This window comes from Halomonas sp. TH-94 (assembly GCF_057473365.1).
In genome coordinates, this window is the sequence record NZ_JBYCKL010000005.1 from 1 (window position 1) to 16845 (window position 16845).

The following is a 16845-nucleotide window of genomic DNA, read 5'->3' on the forward strand; positions in this document are numbered from 1 at the left end:
GGTGATGTCGAAGTTGACGTAGCCACGGTCGAGATAGAAGGAGCGCAGCCGCTCCAGGTCCCCTGCCAGCGCCTCACGCGAATATTCGTCGCGAGAGAACCAGCCGAAGAAACGGCCGGGGCGGTCGTTGAGCTCGAACACGTTGCGCAACTCGTCATCATCGAACTGGCGATTGCCGACGATGTTGATCTGCCGGATCGTCGCCACCGCACCTTCGTTGATGTCGATATCGACCTGGACACGCCCCTCGTCGATTTCGCGCACGTTGGTCTCGATACGAGCGCTGTAGCGACCCTGGGCCTGATAGACGCCTTCCAGCTCACGCTGGATGTCTTCGAGGGTGGAAAGCTGAAGCACCTGTCCTTCCGCGAGCCCGCCTTCACGCAGGCCGCGGCGCAGGTCCTCCTCGGAGAGCCGACGGTTGCCGCTGATGTTGAGGCGAGAGATTGTCGGTCGCTCGACTACCTGGATTACCAGCACGTTGCCATCGCGGGCGAGCTGAATGTCCTCGAACAGACCGGTGGCGAACAGATTACGGGCCGCTTCGGCCAGCTCGCGATCGTCCACTCGGTCTCGCGCACTGATGGGGAAGGCGTTGAAGACGGAGGCGGCGGATACCCGCTGCAGCCCCTCCACGCGAATGTCGGTTACTTCGAAAGGTTCGGCCAGCACCGTAGTGGAGCCGGCCAGCAGCAGAGCCGCCAGTCCGAGGGTCTTGATATTCATGCAGTCGCTTCGCTCGCGTTGATCCGCCTGCCTGTCCAGACAGGCACCATATACATATGTGCGGGTGACTGACAAGGCGGAGCGTGGCTCCGCCTCCCTATGCCCCCTGCCGGGGGCGCTCGCTACCAGAGACGCATCAGATCGAAATAGAGCGCCATCAACATCAGAGTGCCGACCAGGGCCAGCCCGATGCGTAATCCCAGTGCCTGGGTTCGCTCCGATACCGGCCGGCCACGAACCGCTTCGACGAAATAATAAAGCAGATGCCCCCCGTCAAGCACCGGAATCGGCAGTAGATTCAGAACGGCCAGACTGATGGAGAGATAGGCCAGAAAGCTGACGAAGCTCTCCAATCCCGTGCGTGCCGTGTCACCTGCCACCTGAGCGATGGTGATCGGCCCGGAGAGATTGGTCGGAGAGATCAGGCCCACCAGCATCTTGCGAATGGCATCGACCGTCAGCACCGTCATTTCGCCGGTTCTGCTAAGGGCCTGCCCCACGGCCGCCACGGGGCCGTAACGGATTTCGCGGCGAAACTCCTCGGGCCACTCCACCGCCACGACGCCGGCCCCTACGTAGCCGATGGCACCGCCCGTATCGAGTTCTCGCGAGCCTGGCACCAGCGTCAGCGCCAGACGCTCGTCGCCGCGCGCCACGGTGAGCTCCAGCGGCTCGCCGGGATTGGCCCGTACCACGCTGACGAAGTCCATCCACTCCTGGATGTCGACTTCGTTGACCGCAAGAATCTCATCACCGCTCTGAAGGCCGGCCTCCGCGGCGGCCTCACCTTCCATTACCTGGCCCAGCACGGCGGGAAAGCGCGGCTGCCAAGGCGTGATGCCCAGCGTGGCCAGCGGCTGGGGTGGGTCCTGGCGAACCAGGTAGTTTTCCACCGGCAGGCGGAATTCGCGGGCGCTCGAGCCGGCGTCGTCGCGTGCGTCGAACGTCAGCTCACCGCTGGCACCGATCTGGGCGATCAGCCGCAGATTGATCTCGTCCCAGGAGCGTACGGCATTGCCCTGTACCGCGACGATCTCCTGCCCCCCCTGCAGGCCGCTGCGGGCCGCCGGCGAGTCGGGCGCCACCTCGCCGATCACCGGAGCCACCGTCGTGGTACCGGCGACGAACAGCGCCCAGTAGGCCACGATGGCAAGCAGGAAGTTGGCCAGCGGCCCCGCTGCGACAATGGCAATGCGCTGCCACACCGTCTTGCGATTGAACGTCTCGTGGAGCTGGTCGTCGGGAACCGGGGCTTCGCGCTCGTCCAGCATCTTCACGTAACCGCCAAGCGGAATCGCCGCCACAGCGAACTCGGTCCCGTGACGGTCGACACGGGACCAGAGCGGCTTACCGAAGCCGACCGAGAAGCGCAGCACCCTGACACCGCAGCGGCGCGCCACCCAGTAATGACCGTATTCGTGGAAGGTGATCAAAAGCCCCAACACCACGATGACGGCCAGCACGTTTTGGATCAGGCCCAAGACAGCCTCCTTGAAAAAAGCAACATCGTCGTCGGCAAGAAGCGGCTCAAACCCGTTTCAGCCACTCATGCGCCGCCTGACGCGCCCGGGCATCGGCTCCGAGGATGGTTTCCAGGTCGCCGCCGTCCTCAACCGGCAATGCGCCGAGGATGTCATCCACCAGCTCACCGATTGCCGTAAAGCTCAAGCGACCCTCGAGGAAGGCATCGACGGCCACCTCATTGGCACCGTTGAGCACTGCCGGCGCCGTGCCACCCGCTTGCATGGCCTGACGCGCCAGCCGCAGGCAGGGAAAGGCCGTCTCGTCGGGAGCCTCGAAATCGAGCCGGGCGATCTGGAACAAATCCAGCGACTCGACGCCGGCCTCGATGCGCTCCGGCCAGGCCAGGCCATAGGCGATCGGCGTGCGCATGTCCGGGTTGCCCAACTGCGCCAGCACCGAGCCGTCACTGTAGGCGGCCATGGAGTGAATCACGCTCTGGGGGTGCACTACCACCTGCACCTGCTCGGGCCGGGCATCGAACAGCCAGCACGCCTCGATCAGCTCCAGCCCCTTGTTCATCAGCGTGGCGCTGTCCACCGAGATCTTTCGCCCCATCGACCAGTTGGGGTGGGCACAGGCTTGCTCCGGAGTGACCGTGGCCAGACGTTCGCGAGACCAGCCGCGAAAGGGGCCTCCCGAGGCCGTCAACAGCAGCTGGGTCACGCCGTGACGAGACAGGCCGCCGCGGTGCTCGGGTGGTAGACACTGGTAGATGGCATTATGTTCGGAGTCTATCGGCAGCAGTGTGGCCCCATGGCGCAGCACCGCGTCCATGAACAGGGCGCCGGACATCACCAGCGCTTCCTTGTTGGCCAGCAGCACACGCTTGCCCGCACGCACCGCAGCAAGTGTAGGCAGCAGTCCCGCGGCCCCCACGATAGCGGCCATCACCACGTCGGCCTCGACATCGCTGGCCACGTCGTTGAGCGCTTCGCGCCCGGCACGCACTTCGGTGTGCAGGCCCGCCTGCAGGAGGCGATCGCGCAGCCACGCAGCGTCGTGCTCCTCGTCGAGCACCGCCAGGCTGGGACGATGGCGCAGACACTGGGCCAACAGCGTCTCGCGGGAGCGGTGCGCGGTCAATGCATGAATGCGGTAGCGCTCGGGATGTCGTGCGATCACGTCGAGCGTACTGGTGCCGATGGAGCCGGTGGACCCCAGCACCGTCACGCCCTGCTGGCGGCGGGGCTCGCTCATGCTACAGCACTCCGAGAGAGAGCAGAGCGAACAGTGGCACCGCTGCCGTCAGGCTGTCGATACGGTCTAGCACGCCACCATGGCCGGGCAGCAGATTGCTGGAGTCCTTGATGCCGCGAAAGCGCTTGAGCATGCTCTCGAGCAGATCGCCGAGTACCGAGACCAGCGTCACCACCACGGTCGCCACCACCAGCCCCAGACCGGCCGCCACGCCCAGCCCCTGCCAGACGGCGAACAGCAGCGCCAGGCCCAGTGTCACGGCGAGGCCGCCGGCCACCCCTTCCCAGGACTTGCCGGGGCTGACCGCCGGTGCCAGCTTGCGCTTGCCCCAGGCGCGGCCGCTGAAGTAGGCACCGATATCGGCCCCCCAGACCAGCAGCAGCACATAGAGCAGCCATATGCCGCCGGTATCGCGCAGCACGTTGAAGCCAATCCAGGCCGGCAGCAGCACCCACAGCCCCATGGTCAGGCGCATGGACGTGCTTTGCCACTGCTCGCTTCTCGCCGGATAGCGAGTGACCCAGAAGAGATTGACGGCCCAGCCGACCACTGCCAGCCACAGTGGCCACGCCGCCAGGGCGGCCCCGAATGCCCATAGCAGCGCCATCAGCAACGCCAGGGCTGCCACCAGCGCCACACGACGGCGCACATCGGCCACCCCGGCCAGATTGGTCCACTCCCAGGCGGCCAGCAGTACGATGACGCCGGTAAAGGTGGCGAAGAGACCGCCCGAAAGGCCGAACAGGCCGGCCAGCATCAGCGGCGCCAGCCACGCTGCCGTAATGACTCGCTGTCTAAGCACCTTCAGCCTCGATCTGTTCGTCGGTCATGCCGAAACGGCGCTGCCGCCTGCGGAAATCATCCACTGCCATATCGAAGGCCTCGCCGTCGAAATCGGGCCATAGCAGCGGGGTGAAATAGAGTTCTGCATAGGCCATTTGCCAAAGCAGGAAGTTGGAGATTCGCTGTTCGCCACTGGTGCGTATGCACAAGTCCACCGGCGCCTCACCGGCCAGACACAGCTCGTCCTGAAGGGTGTACTCATCGATCCCGGCCGGATCCAGCTCTCCGCTCAAGGCACGCTCGGCCAGGCGACGCGCAGCCATGGCAATGTCCCAACGTCCGCCGTAATTGGCGGCGACCACCAGATGCATGCGCCGGTTGTCGCGGGTCAGCGCCTCGGCCTTGTCGATGTATTTCTGAATCGAGCTGGAAAAGGCGCTTCGATCGCCGATTACGGAGAGGCGGATGCCATTGTGATGCAGCTTTTTCACTTCTCGCTTGAGCGCGATGAGAAACAGCTCCATCAACGCGCTGACTTCCGCCTCGGGACGGCGCCAGTTCTCGCTGGAGAAGGCGAACAGGGTCAGGGTTTCGATGCCGCGCTCGGCGGCACGCCGGATCACCGAGCGCACGGCCTCGACGCCGGCCCGATGCCCGCGGATGCCGGAAAGCCCATGCGCTCGTGCCCAGCGATTGTTGCCGTCCATGATGATCGCCACGTGGCGCGGCAGGCCATCGCCAGGCGGCTTCGGTGGCATCTTGGATGCAGAGGTCTGCGCTGACGTCATGATGTCTCGTAATGGCAGTATGAGAACCGAGCGGCTGGTAGCCAGCGCGCCCGGCGCTGCTCGTCAGACCTGCATCAGGTCGTGTTCCTTCACTTCGAGCTGCTTGTCGATCTCGGCAATGTACTTGTCGGTCAGCTTCTGGATCGTCTCTTCGGCGCGATGCTGCTCATCTTCGGAAATCTCTTTGTCCTTGAGCAGCGCCTTGAGGTCGCTGTTGGCATCGCGGCGGACGTTACGTATTGCCACGCGGGCGTTCTCGGCTTCGGAGCGCGCCTGCTTGATGTAACCTTTGCGGGTCTCCTCGGTGAGCATCGGCATCGGCACGCGAATCACGTTACCTGCGCTCGACGGATTGAGCCCCAGATCGGAGGTCATGATCGCCTTCTCGATCTTCGGCACCAGGTTCTGCTCCCAAGGCACCACGGAAAGGGTGCGGGCGTCTTCGATGTTGACCGACGCGACCTGATTGAGCGGTACCTGACTGCCGTAGTAATCCACGGTGACCGAATCGAGAATGCTTGAGTGAGCACGCCCGATACGAATCTTGTTGAAGTTGGCATGAAGGGCATCGAGGCTCTTCTTCATGCGACTTTCCGCATCTTTCTGTATGTCATTGATCACGGTATCAACCTCTGTCTATCAGCGTGCCTTCCTTGCCACCCATCACCAGGTTCAGCAGGGCGCCCGACTTGTTCATGTTGAAGACGCGAACCGGCATGTCATGGTCCCGCACCAGGCAGATAGCGGTCAAATCCATGATGCCGAGCTTCTGGTCGAGCGCATCATCGTAGCTCAGATGATCGTACTTGACCGCATCGGCGTGCTTCACCGGGTCCTTGTCATAGACGCCGTCCACCTTGGTGGCCTTGACCACCACGTCGGCATCGATCTCGATGCCGCGCAAGCAGGCAGCGGAATCGGTAGTGAAGAAGGGATTTCCGGTGCCGGCGGAGAACAATACCACGTCCCCGGAGGTGAGGTAGCGAATGGCCGTACGACGGTCGTAGTGTTCCACCACGCCGCTCATGGGGATCGCCGACATCACCCGCGAGCGAATGTTGGAGCGCTCGAGGGCATCGCGCATGGCCAGGGCGTTCATCACCGTCGCCAGCATGCCCATGTGATCGCCGGTGACCCGGTCCATGCCCGCCGCGTTGAGGGCGGCGCCACGAAACAGATTGCCACCCCCCACCACGATGCCCACCTGAACCCCGATACCCACCAGTTGGCCGATCTCCAGCGCCATGCGATCCAGCACCTTGGGGTCAATGCCGAAGTCATGCTCTCCCATCAGCGCCTCACCGGACAGCTTGAGCAGGATGCGCTTGTACTTTGATTTCTCGCTACGAGCCTTGGCGGGATTATCGACGTTATCGGATGTGGGCATGGCAACTCTCCTGGGCGTCACGGGGATGGAGCGACTCTACTACAGCCGGCGTATGGGCCGGATACGAGAAGGCGTGCGCTCGCGCGCACGCCATCATCGAGCTGGAACCTCTGACCTTAGCGACGGCCAGCCTGTTCCATGACTTCCTTGGCGAAGTCGACCTCTTCCTTCTCGATACCCTCGCCCACCTCGAAACGGGTGAAACCGAGCACTTCACCGCCGGCCGCCTTGACGAACTCGGCGACGGACTGGTTCGGATCCTTGACGAAGGGTTGCTCGGTCAGGCTGTTCTCGGCCAGGTACTTCTTGAGGCGGCCTTCGACCATCTTCTCGGCGATCTGCTCGGGCTTGCCGGCCATGTCAGGCTGGGCCAGGATGATCGCCTTTTCCTTGTCGAGCTGCTCCTGAGGCATGTCCTCGGGAAGTGCCACGGCCGGATTGATCGCAGCCACGTGCATGGCGACGTCCTTGGCCACTTCGGCATTGCCACCCTTGAGGACGGTAAGCACGCCGATACGGCCGCCATGGACGTATTCGCCCACCAGCGCACCTTCCGGCGCCTCGACGACGGCACAGCGACGCACGCCGATGTTCTCGCCGATCTTCTGTACCAGCTGCTCACGAGCGGTTTCGAGCTCACCTGCCATCACCGCGGCAACGTCTTCGCTCTTGGCGGCGAAGAAAGCGTTGGCCACTTTGTCGGCAAAGGCCTTGAAGTTGTCGTCACGGGCGACGAAGTCGGTCTCGGAGTTGATCTCGACCACCACGCCGTAGCTGCCGTCCTCGGCGACACGGGTCGCCACGGCGCCTTCGGCGGCGGTGCGTCCGGCCTTCTTGGCGGCCTTGAGGCCCGAGCTCTTGCGCAGGTTTTCGATGGCGACTTCGATGTCCCCGTCCGCCTCGGTGAGTGCCTTCTTGCACTCCATCATGCCGAGTCCGGTACGCTCGCGAAGTTCCTTGACCTGGGAGGCGCTGATCGCTGCCATGGTGTTCACCTCTTGAATAAGTGGAACCCGGTAGGTTCGACCTGGGAATAAGGGCGCCGGGCCCTTGGGCCCGGTGGAGTCACGCTCCGCCGCAGCGAAGCGATGGCGGGCGGCCGCCTTGGGGCACCGCCCACCCGAGCCGGCACCGCCGGCTCGGGGCTTTCGCCGTTACTCGGCAGCGGCAGTGGCGTCGCCACTTTCACCTTCGGTGACCTCGACGAACTCGTCGGGACGGCCTTCCTTCGCACGCGCACAGGCGTCAGCGATCGCCTTGACGTAGATCTGGATGGCACGGATGGAGTCATCGTTGCCGGGAATCACGTAGTCGACGCCATCGGGATCGGAGTTGGTATCCACCACGCCGATGACCGGAATGCCGAGCTTGTTCGCCTCGTTGATGGCGATGCGCTCGTGATCCACGTCGATCACGAACAGCGCGTCGGGCAGGCCGCCCATTTCCTTGATACCGCCGATGGAACGCTCGAGCTTGTCCTGCTCGCGGGTCGCCATCAGGACCTCTTTCTTGGTCAGCTTCTCGAAGGTGCCGTCCTCGCGCATGGACTCGAGGTCACGCAGACGCTTGATCGACTGACGGATGGTCTTGTAGTTGGTCAGCATGCCGCCGAGCCAGCGGTGGTTGACGAAAGGCATGCCAACGCGGTTGGCCTCTTCCTTGATGATCTTGCTCGCACTGCGCTTGGTGCCGACGAACATGATCTTGTTGTTGGAAGCGGCCATCTTCTCGACCACGTCGATCACCTCATTGAGGGCCGGCAGGGTGTGCTCGAGGTTGATGATGTGGATCTTGTTACGAGCGCCGAAGATGAACTTGCCCATCTTCGGGTTCCAGTAACGGGTCTGGTGACCGAAGTGTGCGCCTGCCTTGAGCAGATCGCGCATATTGACGTGTGCCATGGATGACTCCTGAAAATCGGGTTAGGCCTCCACGCACCCCATGGATCCGACCGCCGGGTAAAAAAACCGCGGCAGCACCCGGGACCATGTGCCGGTGCGTGTGTGTTTTCAAGGCTGTTGAATTAACGGTACGAACCGTGCTGCGCCAGGCGCCTCATACGGCTCGCCGCCAACGCCTTTCTGTATTGACCGCCGTTCGTTAAGCCGAACAGCGACGATTGCAGGAAAGCGCGCGGCTTTATACCATAGTTCATCCACGAGATGAAGTCGCCCGCCGTCCATTGCCACGCTGCCGGCGCCGCAACCCCTCTGAACCGAGACTCCATGAACATACCCATCAAGACGCCCGACGAGATCGAGAAGATGCGCGAGGCCGGCCGTCAGGCGGCCAGCGTGCTGGAGATGATTGCGCCCCACGTCACGGCAGGCGTAACCACCGGCGAACTCGACCGTCTTTGCCACGATTACATCGTCAATGAGCTGGGCTCCACGCCGGCCCCGCTCGACTATCACGGCTTTCCCAAGTCGATCTGCACCTCGCTCAACCACGTGGTGTGTCACGGCATACCCGACTTCGACAAGAAGCTGAAGAAGGGCGACATCATGAACATCGATGTCACCGTGAAGACTGCCGATGGCTACCACGGCGACTCCAGCGTCATGTTCATCGTCGGCGAGAACATCCAGGGTGAGCGGCTCTGCCGCGTGACTCAGGAGTGCCTGTACCGCAGCATTGCCCTGGTGCGCCCCGGCGTGCGCCTTTCCGAGCTTGCCCGCGCCATTCAGCAGCACGCCGAGGCCAACGGCTACTCGGTGGTCCGCGATTTCTGCGGCCATGGCATCGGCGCCACCTTCCACGAGGACCCGCAGGTGCTGCACTATGACGGCTACGCTCCCGAGGCCGACGCCACCCTGGCCGCCGGCATGTGCTTCACCATCGAGCCGATGATCAACGTCGGCGGTCATCAGACCAAGGTGCTGCGCGACGGCTGGACCGCGGTGACTCGGGACAAGAGCCTGTCCGCCCAGTGGGAGCACACCCTGCTGGTCACCGAGACCGGCGTCGAAGTGCTTACGGCACGCCACGAGGAAGACCTCACCTTCCTCGACCACTGAGTCGAGCCTTACATGCTGCTGCACCACTATCGCTTCGCGCCCGACGAGACGCTGTTCGATGCCGCCACCTTTCGCAGCGAGCTAGCCGGCACCCGCTCGCCCATCGCCCCGTTCAAGGCGGCGCTGCGCGATATCCAGCAGCGGCTCGATGAACGCTTCCATGCCGGCGCCGACATTCGCGACCTGGTGCACGGCCGCGCCTGGTGCCTGGACCAGCTGCTCGGCGTGGCGTGGTCGCTGCACGACTGGCCCGACGACGGCGTCGCGCTGCTTGCCGTGGGCGGCTATGGCCGCGGCGAGCTGCACCCGCACTCCGACGTCGACCTGATGCTGCTGCTCGGGCAGGACGACGACACCCCTTACCGGGAAGCGCTGACCGCCTTCATTACCCTGCTCTGGGATATCGGGCTGGAGATCGGCCACAGCGTGCGTTCACTGGCCGACTGCGAGCGCGAAGCCGAGGGCGACATCACCATCATCACCAACCTGATGGAATCGCGCACCCTGGCCGGCCCCGAAGCCCTGCGCGAGGCGATGAAAGCGCGCATCGCTCCCGAGCGCCTGTGGCCCTCCGACCGTTTCTTCGAGGCCAAGTGGCAGGAGCAGATCACCCGTCACCATCGTTTCAACAACTCCGAGTACCACCTCGAACCCAATATCAAGAGCTCGCCGGGCGGACTGCGCGACATTCAGATGATCGGCTGGGTGGCCAAACGCCACTTCGGCAGCCAGCGCTACGAGGATCTGGTGGCCAACGGCTTCATGAACGACGCAGAACTGCGCATCCTGAGCCAGGGCCAGGCTTTCCTGTGGCAGGTACGCTACGCCCTGCACATGCTCACCGGGCGCGCCGAGGATCGCCTGCTGTTCGACCACCAGCGCACCATCGCCGAGCTGTTCGGCTTTCGCGATACCCCCGAGCGGCTGGCCGTCGAGCAGTTCATGAAGCGCTATTATCGCCACGTCACGGCGCTGGCCGGGCTCAACGACATGCTGCTGCAGCACTTCGACGAGGCCATCCTGCATGGTGGCGAGCGGCTGGAAACGACGGATCTGAATGAACGTTTCGTGATCGAAGGCGGCTACATCAAGGCGCGCACCCGATCCGTCTTCCGCGACCACCCCTATGCGCTGCTCGAGCTGTTCCTGCTGATGGCGGAGCACCCCGACGTCGAAGGGGTGCGTGCCGATACCATCCGGCTGATTCGCGATCATCGACATCTGATCGACGACCTCTACCGCGACGATGCACAGCATCAGCACCTGTTCATGTCGCTGCTGCGCTCCAGCGGCAACGTGGCGCGTCAGCTCAGGCGCATGAACCGCTACGGCGTGCTGGGCAAGTATCTGCCTGAATTCGGCCAGGCCGTGGGGTTGATGCAGCACGACCTGTTCCACATCTATACCGTGGACGCTCACACCCTGCGCCTGCTCAAGTTCATCCATCAGTTCCGCAAACCCGAAGCTCGCGAGGAGTTCCCGGTAGCGGCGGCGCTGGTGCACCAGTTGCCCAAGCTGGAGCTGCTATGGATAGCCGGCCTGTATCACGATATCGGCAAGGGCCGTGGCGGTGACCACTCGATTCTAGGCGCCCGCGACGTGGAGCGCTTTGCCGAACGCCACGGCCTTTCCAGCCGCGACACGCGGCTGGTCAGCTGGCTGGTGGAGAACCATCTGGTGATGTCGATGGTGGCTCAGAAGCGCGATATCACCGACCCCGACGTGATCCGCGAATTCGCGGCCCACGTTGGCGACGAGGCACGCCTGGACCATCTCTACGTACTGACGGTCGCCGACATCAACGCCACCAACCCGACGCTGTGGAACGGTTGGCGGGCGTCGCTGCTGCGCCAGCTGCACGCCGAGACCAAGCGCGCCCTGCGCCGCGGGCTGGACAATCCGCTCGACCGAGAAGAATGGGTCGCCGAAACGCGCAACGAGGCACGTTCGCTGCTGGCCACGGTGGGCGCCGACCTGGCGCGGGTCGAGCGCCTGTGGCAGCAGTTGGGGGAGGAGTACTTCCTGCAGTACGCCCCCAGCGAAATCGTCTGGCAGACCATGGGCATTCTCGCCCACGGCGGGTCGACGCTGCCGCTGATCCTGATCAGCGCGCCCACCGACGACATGTCCGACGGCGGTACCAAGGTGTTCATCCACACCCGCTCGGTGGACGATCTGTTCGCCGCCACCGCGGCGGCCATGGAACAGCTGGGTCTGTCGATCCACGACGCCCGCATCGCCACGTCGAGCAACGACTGTACACTCAATACATTCATCGTGCTCGAAGACTTGGGGCGGGCCATACGCGACCAAAACCGCATCGAGGAGATCCGCTCACACCTGGTGGAAGAGCTCGACGACCCTGATGACTACCCGCAGATCGTCACCCGGCACACCCCGCGCCAGCTGCGCCACTTCAAGGTCCCGACCGAAGTCATCATCGAGCAGGACCCGGCCAACGAGCGCACCCTGCTGGAGCTGACCGCCCCCGACCGTCCCGGCCTGCTGGCCCGTGTCGGACGCATCTTCATGGAACAGGACATTTCGCTTTCGGCGGCCAAGATCGCCACCCTGGGCGAGCGGGTGGAAGACGTTTTCTTCATCACCGACAAATCCGGCCAGCCGTTGACCGACCCGGAGCGCCAGCAGCAGTTGCGCAAGCGGCTGATCGACATGCTCGACGTGGCAGGCTGAAACCTGCCGCGTATTGGTTTGAGGCCGGCCGGGGCCTTCCCTATAATCGTCGGTCTGCCTGCAGCCATGACAACGACGCCGCTTCCCGGCGCCTGGACACCGATGAACCCCGATCTCGACGCCCTGAAGCCTTACCCCTTCGAGAAACTCGCCGCGCTGAAGGCCGGCGTGGCGCCACCCGAAGGGCTTGCGCACATTCCGCTGACCGTCGGCGAGCCGCAGCATGCGCCCTTCGCCGGGGCACTGAAGACGCTGCACGAACACCAGCTCGACTTCGCCCGCTACCCCGCCACGGCCGGCATTGCCGAGCTGCGCGATGCCATCGCCGGCTGGGCCCGCCGCCGCTTCCACCTCGCAGGGCTCGACCCCGAGCGCCAGGTACTGCCGGTCAACGGCACCCGCGAGGCGATCTTCGCCTTCGTCCAGGCCGCACTCGACCGCTCGCGTCCAGCCCGCGTCGCGGTACCCAACCCTTTCTACCAGATCTACGAAGGCGCCACCCTGCTCGCCGGCGGCCAGCCACTTTATCTCGATTGTCGGGCAGAGAATGGCTTTCGCCCCGACTTTGATGCCGTGCCGGCGGCTACTTGGCGCGACGTTCAGATCCTTTTCCTCTGCTCGCCGGGCAACCCCACCGGGGCGGTGACGCCGCGCGCCGAGTTCGAGAAGCTCATTGCGCTGGCCGACGAGTTCGACTTCATCATCGCCTCCGACGAGTGCTACTCCGAGCTCTACCTGGACGAGAACACGCCGCCTCCAGGGCTACTGGAAGCGTGCGCCGCCTTGGGTCGCCACGACTTCCATCGCTGCCTGGTGTTTCACTCGCTGTCGAAACGCTCCAACCTGCCCGGACTGCGCTCCGGCTTCGTGGCGGGCGACGCTGAATTGATCGCCCCCTTCAAGCGCTACCGCACCTACCACGGCTGCGCCATGTCGCTGCCGCTTCAGTACGCCTCGATCACCGCCTGGAACGACGAAGCTCACGTACGTGCCAACCGCGATGCCTATCGCGAGAAGTTCGCCGCTGTCAGCGAGATTCTCGCGCCGGTACTTGAATTCCCGGTACCCGAGGCCAGCTTCTACTTATGGCCGGCAGTGCCGGGTGGCGACGACGAGGCGTTCACCCGGGCGCTTTTCGCTGCCGAACACGTCAGTGTGCTGCCCGGCTCCTATATGGGCCGCCCCGCTGTCGGCGGCGGGATGGAGCGCGCGGACGAGCGAGGGGCAAATCCCGGCGCGGGCCGCATTCGCCTGGCACTGGTGGCCGAACTCGAACCCACTGTCGAAGCCGCCTATCGAATTCGTCGTTTCGTCGAAAGGAGGACATGATGGCGACCCTGTTCGTGATCAAGAACTGCGATACCTGCCGCAAGGCGCGCAAGGCCCTGGACGAGAAGGGTCTGCCCTACCAGATTCACGACCTGCGCGAGGATGGCCTCTCGGCGGCGCTGCTCGAGCACATACTCGAGCGGACACCGGTGCTGGAGATCCTCAACCGACGCAGCACCACCTGGCGCAATCTTGCCGAAGAGGACAAGCAGGACGTCGATGCCAACAAGGCTCGTGCGCTGATCATGGCCAACCCCACCCTGCTCAAGCGTCCGCTGCTCGACACCGGCGACGAAATTCGCGTCGGCTACCGCGACGGCGACTACGACGACCTCAAAGGCTGACCCCATTTCCATCACGACACGAGGACACCCCATGTTGAGTTTTGCCTTCGGAATCGGCACCCAGAACACCCAGGGCGACTGGTTGGAAATCTATTACCCGGCCCCGCTGTTCAAACCGGATGCCACCCTGGTGGAAGCCGTCGGCAAGGTGCTCGACATCCCTGCAGGCAACGGCGCCGTCAGTTTCCTGCCGGAGCACTGCGCCAAGATCGCCGAGGCGCTCAAGGGCGCAGGCCATGTGGCCCAGGCCGAACTGGCCGAGGCACTGGCTGCCAGCCAGCGCCCGCTGGTCGCCACCTTTCTCGCCAGCGACACGGCACCGCAGAGCGCCCCCGAGGTGTACCTCAAGCTGCACCTGCTGTCGCATCGTCTGGTCAAGCCGCATGGCGTCGACCTGACCGGCATGTTCGGCCTGCTGCGCAACGTGGCCTGGAGCAGCGAAGGCCCGATCGACATCGAGGAGCTCCCCGCCAGACGTCTCAAGGCACGCCTGGAGGGTCGCACGCTGTCGGTGGACTGCGTCGACAAGTTCCCCAAGATGACCGACTACGTGGTGCCCAGCGGGGTGCGTATCGCCGATACCGCCCGAGTGCGCCTGGGCGCCTACCTCGGGGAAGGCACCACCGTCATGCACGAGGGCTTCGTCAACTTCAACGCCGGCACCGAGGGCCCCGGCATGATCGAGGGGCGTATCTCCGCCGGCGTGCTGGTGGGCAAGGGCTCGGATCTGGGCGGCGGCTGCTCCACCATGGGCACCCTCTCCGGCGGTGGCAACATCGTCATCAAGGTCGGCGAGGGTTGCCTGATCGGCGCCAATGCCGGCATCGGCATTCCCCTGGGAGACCGCTGCACCGTGGAGGCGGGGCTCTACATTACCGCCGGCGCCAAGGTCACCCTGCTCGACGACCAGGGCCAGGAGGTCAAGACCGTGGCTGCCCGCGAGCTGGCCGGCCAGAGCGATCTTCTGTTGCGCCGTAACTCGCAGAACGGACGCATCGAGTGCCTGACCAACAAGAGCGCCATTGCCCTCAACGAAGCACTCCACGCCCACAATTGAAGCGTAAAGGGGGCGCCCTTGCGGCGCCCCCCGCCGCCACCCGGTACACCGTATGTCCGAGACGACGCAAGACCTGTCCCCTACCCTGGCCCTGGCCATGGAGCTGATCCGACGCCCTTCGGTCACCCCGGACGACCTGGGCTGCCAGACGCTGATGATCGAGCGCCTGGAACGGCTCGGCTTCCATATCGAGCGCCTTCCCTTCGGCGACGTGGAGAATTTCTGGGCGACCCACGGTCACCATGGACCCGTGCTGGCCTTTGCCGGTCATACCGACGTGGTGCCGAGCGGCCCGCACGTGCATTGGGACACACCGCCCTTCGAACCCAGCATCGACGATGACGGCATGCTACGCGGCCGCGGAGCGGCCGACATGAAAGGCAGCCTGGCGGCAATGATCACCGCAGTGGAGCGCTTCGTCAGCGCCCACCCCGACCATCACGGCCGCATCGCTTTTCTGATCACCTCCGACGAGGAAGGGCCCGCAGTGGACGGCACCCGTGCGGTGGTCGAGCTGTTGCGTGAACGCCACGAACGGCTCGATTACTGCATTGTCGGCGAACCCTCTTCCACCGACATGCTGGGCGACGTGATCAAGAACGGCCGGCGCGGCTCGCTGGGTGGCCTGCTGCACGTCAAGGGTATCCAGGGCCATGTGGCCTACCCTCATCTGGCGCGCAACCCTATCCACCAGGCCATGCCGGCCCTGGATGCGCTGGTCAAGGAACACTGGGACAGCGGCAACGACTTCTTCCCGGCCACCAGTTTCCAGCTCTCCAACATTCGCGCCGGCACCGGCGCCACCAACGTCATCCCCGGCGACGTGGAAGTGGTGTTCAATTTCCGTTTTTCCACCGAAGTGACCCATGAACAGCTCAAGGCCCGGACCCAGGCGATCCTCGATGCCCACGGGCTCGAGTACCAGCTCGACTGGACGCTGAACGGCGAACCGTTCCTGACTGCGGAAGGCGAACTGGTGGACGCTGCACTGCATGGCGTCGAAACCGTTCTCGGCCGACGGCCCAAGCTCTCCACCAGCGGCGGCACATCCGACGGGCGCTTCATTGCCACACTGGGCAGCCAGGTGGTAGAGCTGGGACCACGCAACGCCACCATTCACCAGACCAACGAACGCGTACGCGCCGCCGACCTGGACGACCTGAGCCGAATCTATGAAGCGATTCTGAAGAAGCTCTTCGTCAACGGCACTGCTCAGCCCTGAATATGCCAAGAGAGTTCACCATGCCACATCAGCACGACAGCCAGCTGAGCTATCCGGATATCGAGGTCTACCTGCGCCAGGCGCCGATCGAGGCCATCAACGCCTGGCTCGGCGACAAGCTGGATGCCGCTCCGCTGCGTGCTGCCGGACGTAACAAGTGGCAGTCACGCGGCCAATATGAAGGGCACGAGGTGCCGGTTCTACTGGTGGAGAAAGCGGCTGACGGCTTCGCCAGCCTGTGGCTCGACAGCCCGCACACCCCATGGCCACGCGACTGTGACTGCGCTCGCGACGCGGCCGCCACGCTCGGCTGTGAAGTGCGCTGCTCGTTGGGCGGTTGGCAGCCCGGCGACGAGCCGGACCGCTTCTGGCAAGTGCTGCCCGACGGCAGCGAAGGCGCCATCGACTGGCCCGACTCCGGGCAGTGACCCGAAACGACATCGCCCCGCCGAAGCGGGGCGATGTCCTTGAAGCCTTAACAGCTTGCGAAAGCTGGCGAGCGCAGCCGCTTTTTGCCACACCTAAGTAATGACGGTGACGTCGTCGGCTTGCAGCCCCCGCTCATTCTCGATCACGTAATACCGCACCTTCTGCCCTTCGGCCAGGGTACGGTGTCCGCGGCCGCGAATGGCGCGGAAATGGACGAATACGTCCTCTCCGCTCTCGCGCTTGATGAAGCCGTACCCCTTGTTGACGTTGAACCACTTGACCTCACCGATCTCGCGGTCGTCGTTCTCCGCGTCGGCCAGCACCGCCAACCTGGGGTTGAAAGACTGA

17 protein-coding genes are annotated in these 16845 nt (G+C 64.3%); 7 read left to right on the forward strand and 10 right to left on the reverse strand.

Annotation, left to right across the window (positions count from 1 at the left end):
- The 9 genes from AC2VNO_RS00755 to rpsB all read right to left on the reverse strand — a co-directional run.
- Positions 1-726: POTRA domain-containing protein (locus AC2VNO_RS00755; RefSeq protein WP_486932354.1), on the reverse strand; the 726-nt coding region annotated here is incomplete at its 3' end.
- Between the two features lie 122 nt (positions 727-848).
- Positions 849-2207: a sigma E protease regulator RseP gene (gene rseP / locus AC2VNO_RS00760; RefSeq protein WP_486932355.1), complete on the reverse strand. Its 1359-nt coding sequence runs from the start codon at positions 2205-2207 to the stop codon at positions 849-851.
- Positions 2208-2253: 46 nt separating this feature from the next.
- Complete coding sequence (ispC, locus tag AC2VNO_RS00765; RefSeq protein ID WP_486932356.1) at positions 2254-3447, reverse strand: 1-deoxy-D-xylulose-5-phosphate reductoisomerase; 1194 nt, start codon at positions 3445-3447, stop codon at positions 2254-2256.
- 1 nt (position 3448) lies between these two features.
- The gene (locus AC2VNO_RS00770) at positions 3449-4249 is read right to left on the reverse strand and encodes a phosphatidate cytidylyltransferase (RefSeq protein WP_486932357.1); all 801 of its coding nucleotides are present in this window, start codon (positions 4247-4249) and stop codon (positions 3449-3451) included.
- The gene (gene uppS / locus AC2VNO_RS00775) at positions 4242-5018 is read right to left on the reverse strand and encodes a polyprenyl diphosphate synthase (protein WP_486932358.1); all 777 of its coding nucleotides are present in this window, start codon (positions 5016-5018) and stop codon (positions 4242-4244) included. Before uppS ends, AC2VNO_RS00770 begins: the two co-directional genes overlap by 8 nt.
- A gap of 63 nt (positions 5019-5081) precedes the next feature.
- A complete protein-coding gene (frr, locus tag AC2VNO_RS00780) occupies positions 5082-5639 on the reverse strand; it encodes a ribosome recycling factor (protein ID WP_486932359.1) in 558 nt (185 codons plus the stop codon).
- 4 nt (positions 5640-5643) lie between these two features.
- A complete protein-coding gene (gene pyrH, locus AC2VNO_RS00785; RefSeq protein WP_486932360.1) occupies positions 5644-6405 on the reverse strand; it encodes a UMP kinase in 762 nt (253 codons plus the stop codon).
- 116 nt (positions 6406-6521) lie between these two features.
- Positions 6522-7391, reverse strand: coding sequence for a translation elongation factor Ts (tsf, locus tag AC2VNO_RS00790; RefSeq protein WP_486932361.1), 870 nt, complete (start codon positions 7389-7391; stop codon positions 6522-6524).
- Between the two features lie 168 nt (positions 7392-7559).
- Entirely contained in the window at positions 7560-8306 is a 747-nt protein-coding gene (gene rpsB / locus AC2VNO_RS00795) for a 30S ribosomal protein S2 (RefSeq protein ID WP_228573787.1), read from the reverse strand.
- Between the two features lie 324 nt (positions 8307-8630).
- On the opposite strand from rpsB, the gene map reads away from it, so the two are divergent.
- The 7 genes from map (at position 8631) to AC2VNO_RS00830 (ending at position 16496) form a co-directional block, all read left to right on the forward strand.
- Positions 8631-9422, forward strand: coding sequence for a type I methionyl aminopeptidase (map, locus tag AC2VNO_RS00800; RefSeq protein WP_228573785.1), 792 nt, complete (start codon positions 8631-8633; stop codon positions 9420-9422).
- Positions 9423-9434: 12 nt separating this feature from the next.
- The gene (locus AC2VNO_RS00805; RefSeq protein WP_486932362.1) at positions 9435-12116 is read left to right on the forward strand and encodes a [protein-PII] uridylyltransferase; all 2682 of its coding nucleotides are present in this window, start codon (positions 9435-9437) and stop codon (positions 12114-12116) included.
- A 102-nt stretch (positions 12117-12218) separates the two neighbouring features.
- Entirely contained in the window at positions 12219-13445 is a 1227-nt protein-coding gene (gene dapC, locus AC2VNO_RS00810; RefSeq protein WP_486932367.1) for a succinyldiaminopimelate transaminase, read from the forward strand.
- Complete coding sequence (locus tag AC2VNO_RS00815; RefSeq protein ID WP_486932363.1) at positions 13445-13789, forward strand: Spx/MgsR family RNA polymerase-binding regulatory protein; 345 nt, start codon at positions 13445-13447, stop codon at positions 13787-13789. Before dapC ends, AC2VNO_RS00815 begins: the two co-directional genes overlap by 1 nt.
- Positions 13790-13820: 31 nt before the next feature.
- On the forward strand, positions 13821-14846 hold the full coding sequence (gene dapD / locus AC2VNO_RS00820) for a 2,3,4,5-tetrahydropyridine-2,6-dicarboxylate N-succinyltransferase (RefSeq protein ID WP_486932364.1): 1026 nt from the start codon (positions 13821-13823) through the stop codon (positions 14844-14846).
- Between the two features lie 52 nt (positions 14847-14898).
- Positions 14899-16068, forward strand: a complete 1170-nt coding sequence (gene dapE / locus AC2VNO_RS00825; protein ID WP_486932365.1) for a succinyl-diaminopimelate desuccinylase — start codon at positions 14899-14901, stop codon at positions 16066-16068.
- Between the two features lie 20 nt (positions 16069-16088).
- Positions 16089-16496 (forward strand): hypothetical protein, encoded by a 408-nt coding sequence (locus AC2VNO_RS00830; protein ID WP_228573775.1) that lies wholly within the window; start codon positions 16089-16091, stop codon positions 16494-16496.
- 93 nt (positions 16497-16589) lie between these two features.
- On the opposite strand, the gene AC2VNO_RS00835 is transcribed toward AC2VNO_RS00830, so the two are convergent.
- The coding region (locus AC2VNO_RS00835) for a cold-shock protein (protein WP_486932366.1) at positions 16590-16845 on the reverse strand (256 nt) is incomplete at its 5' end.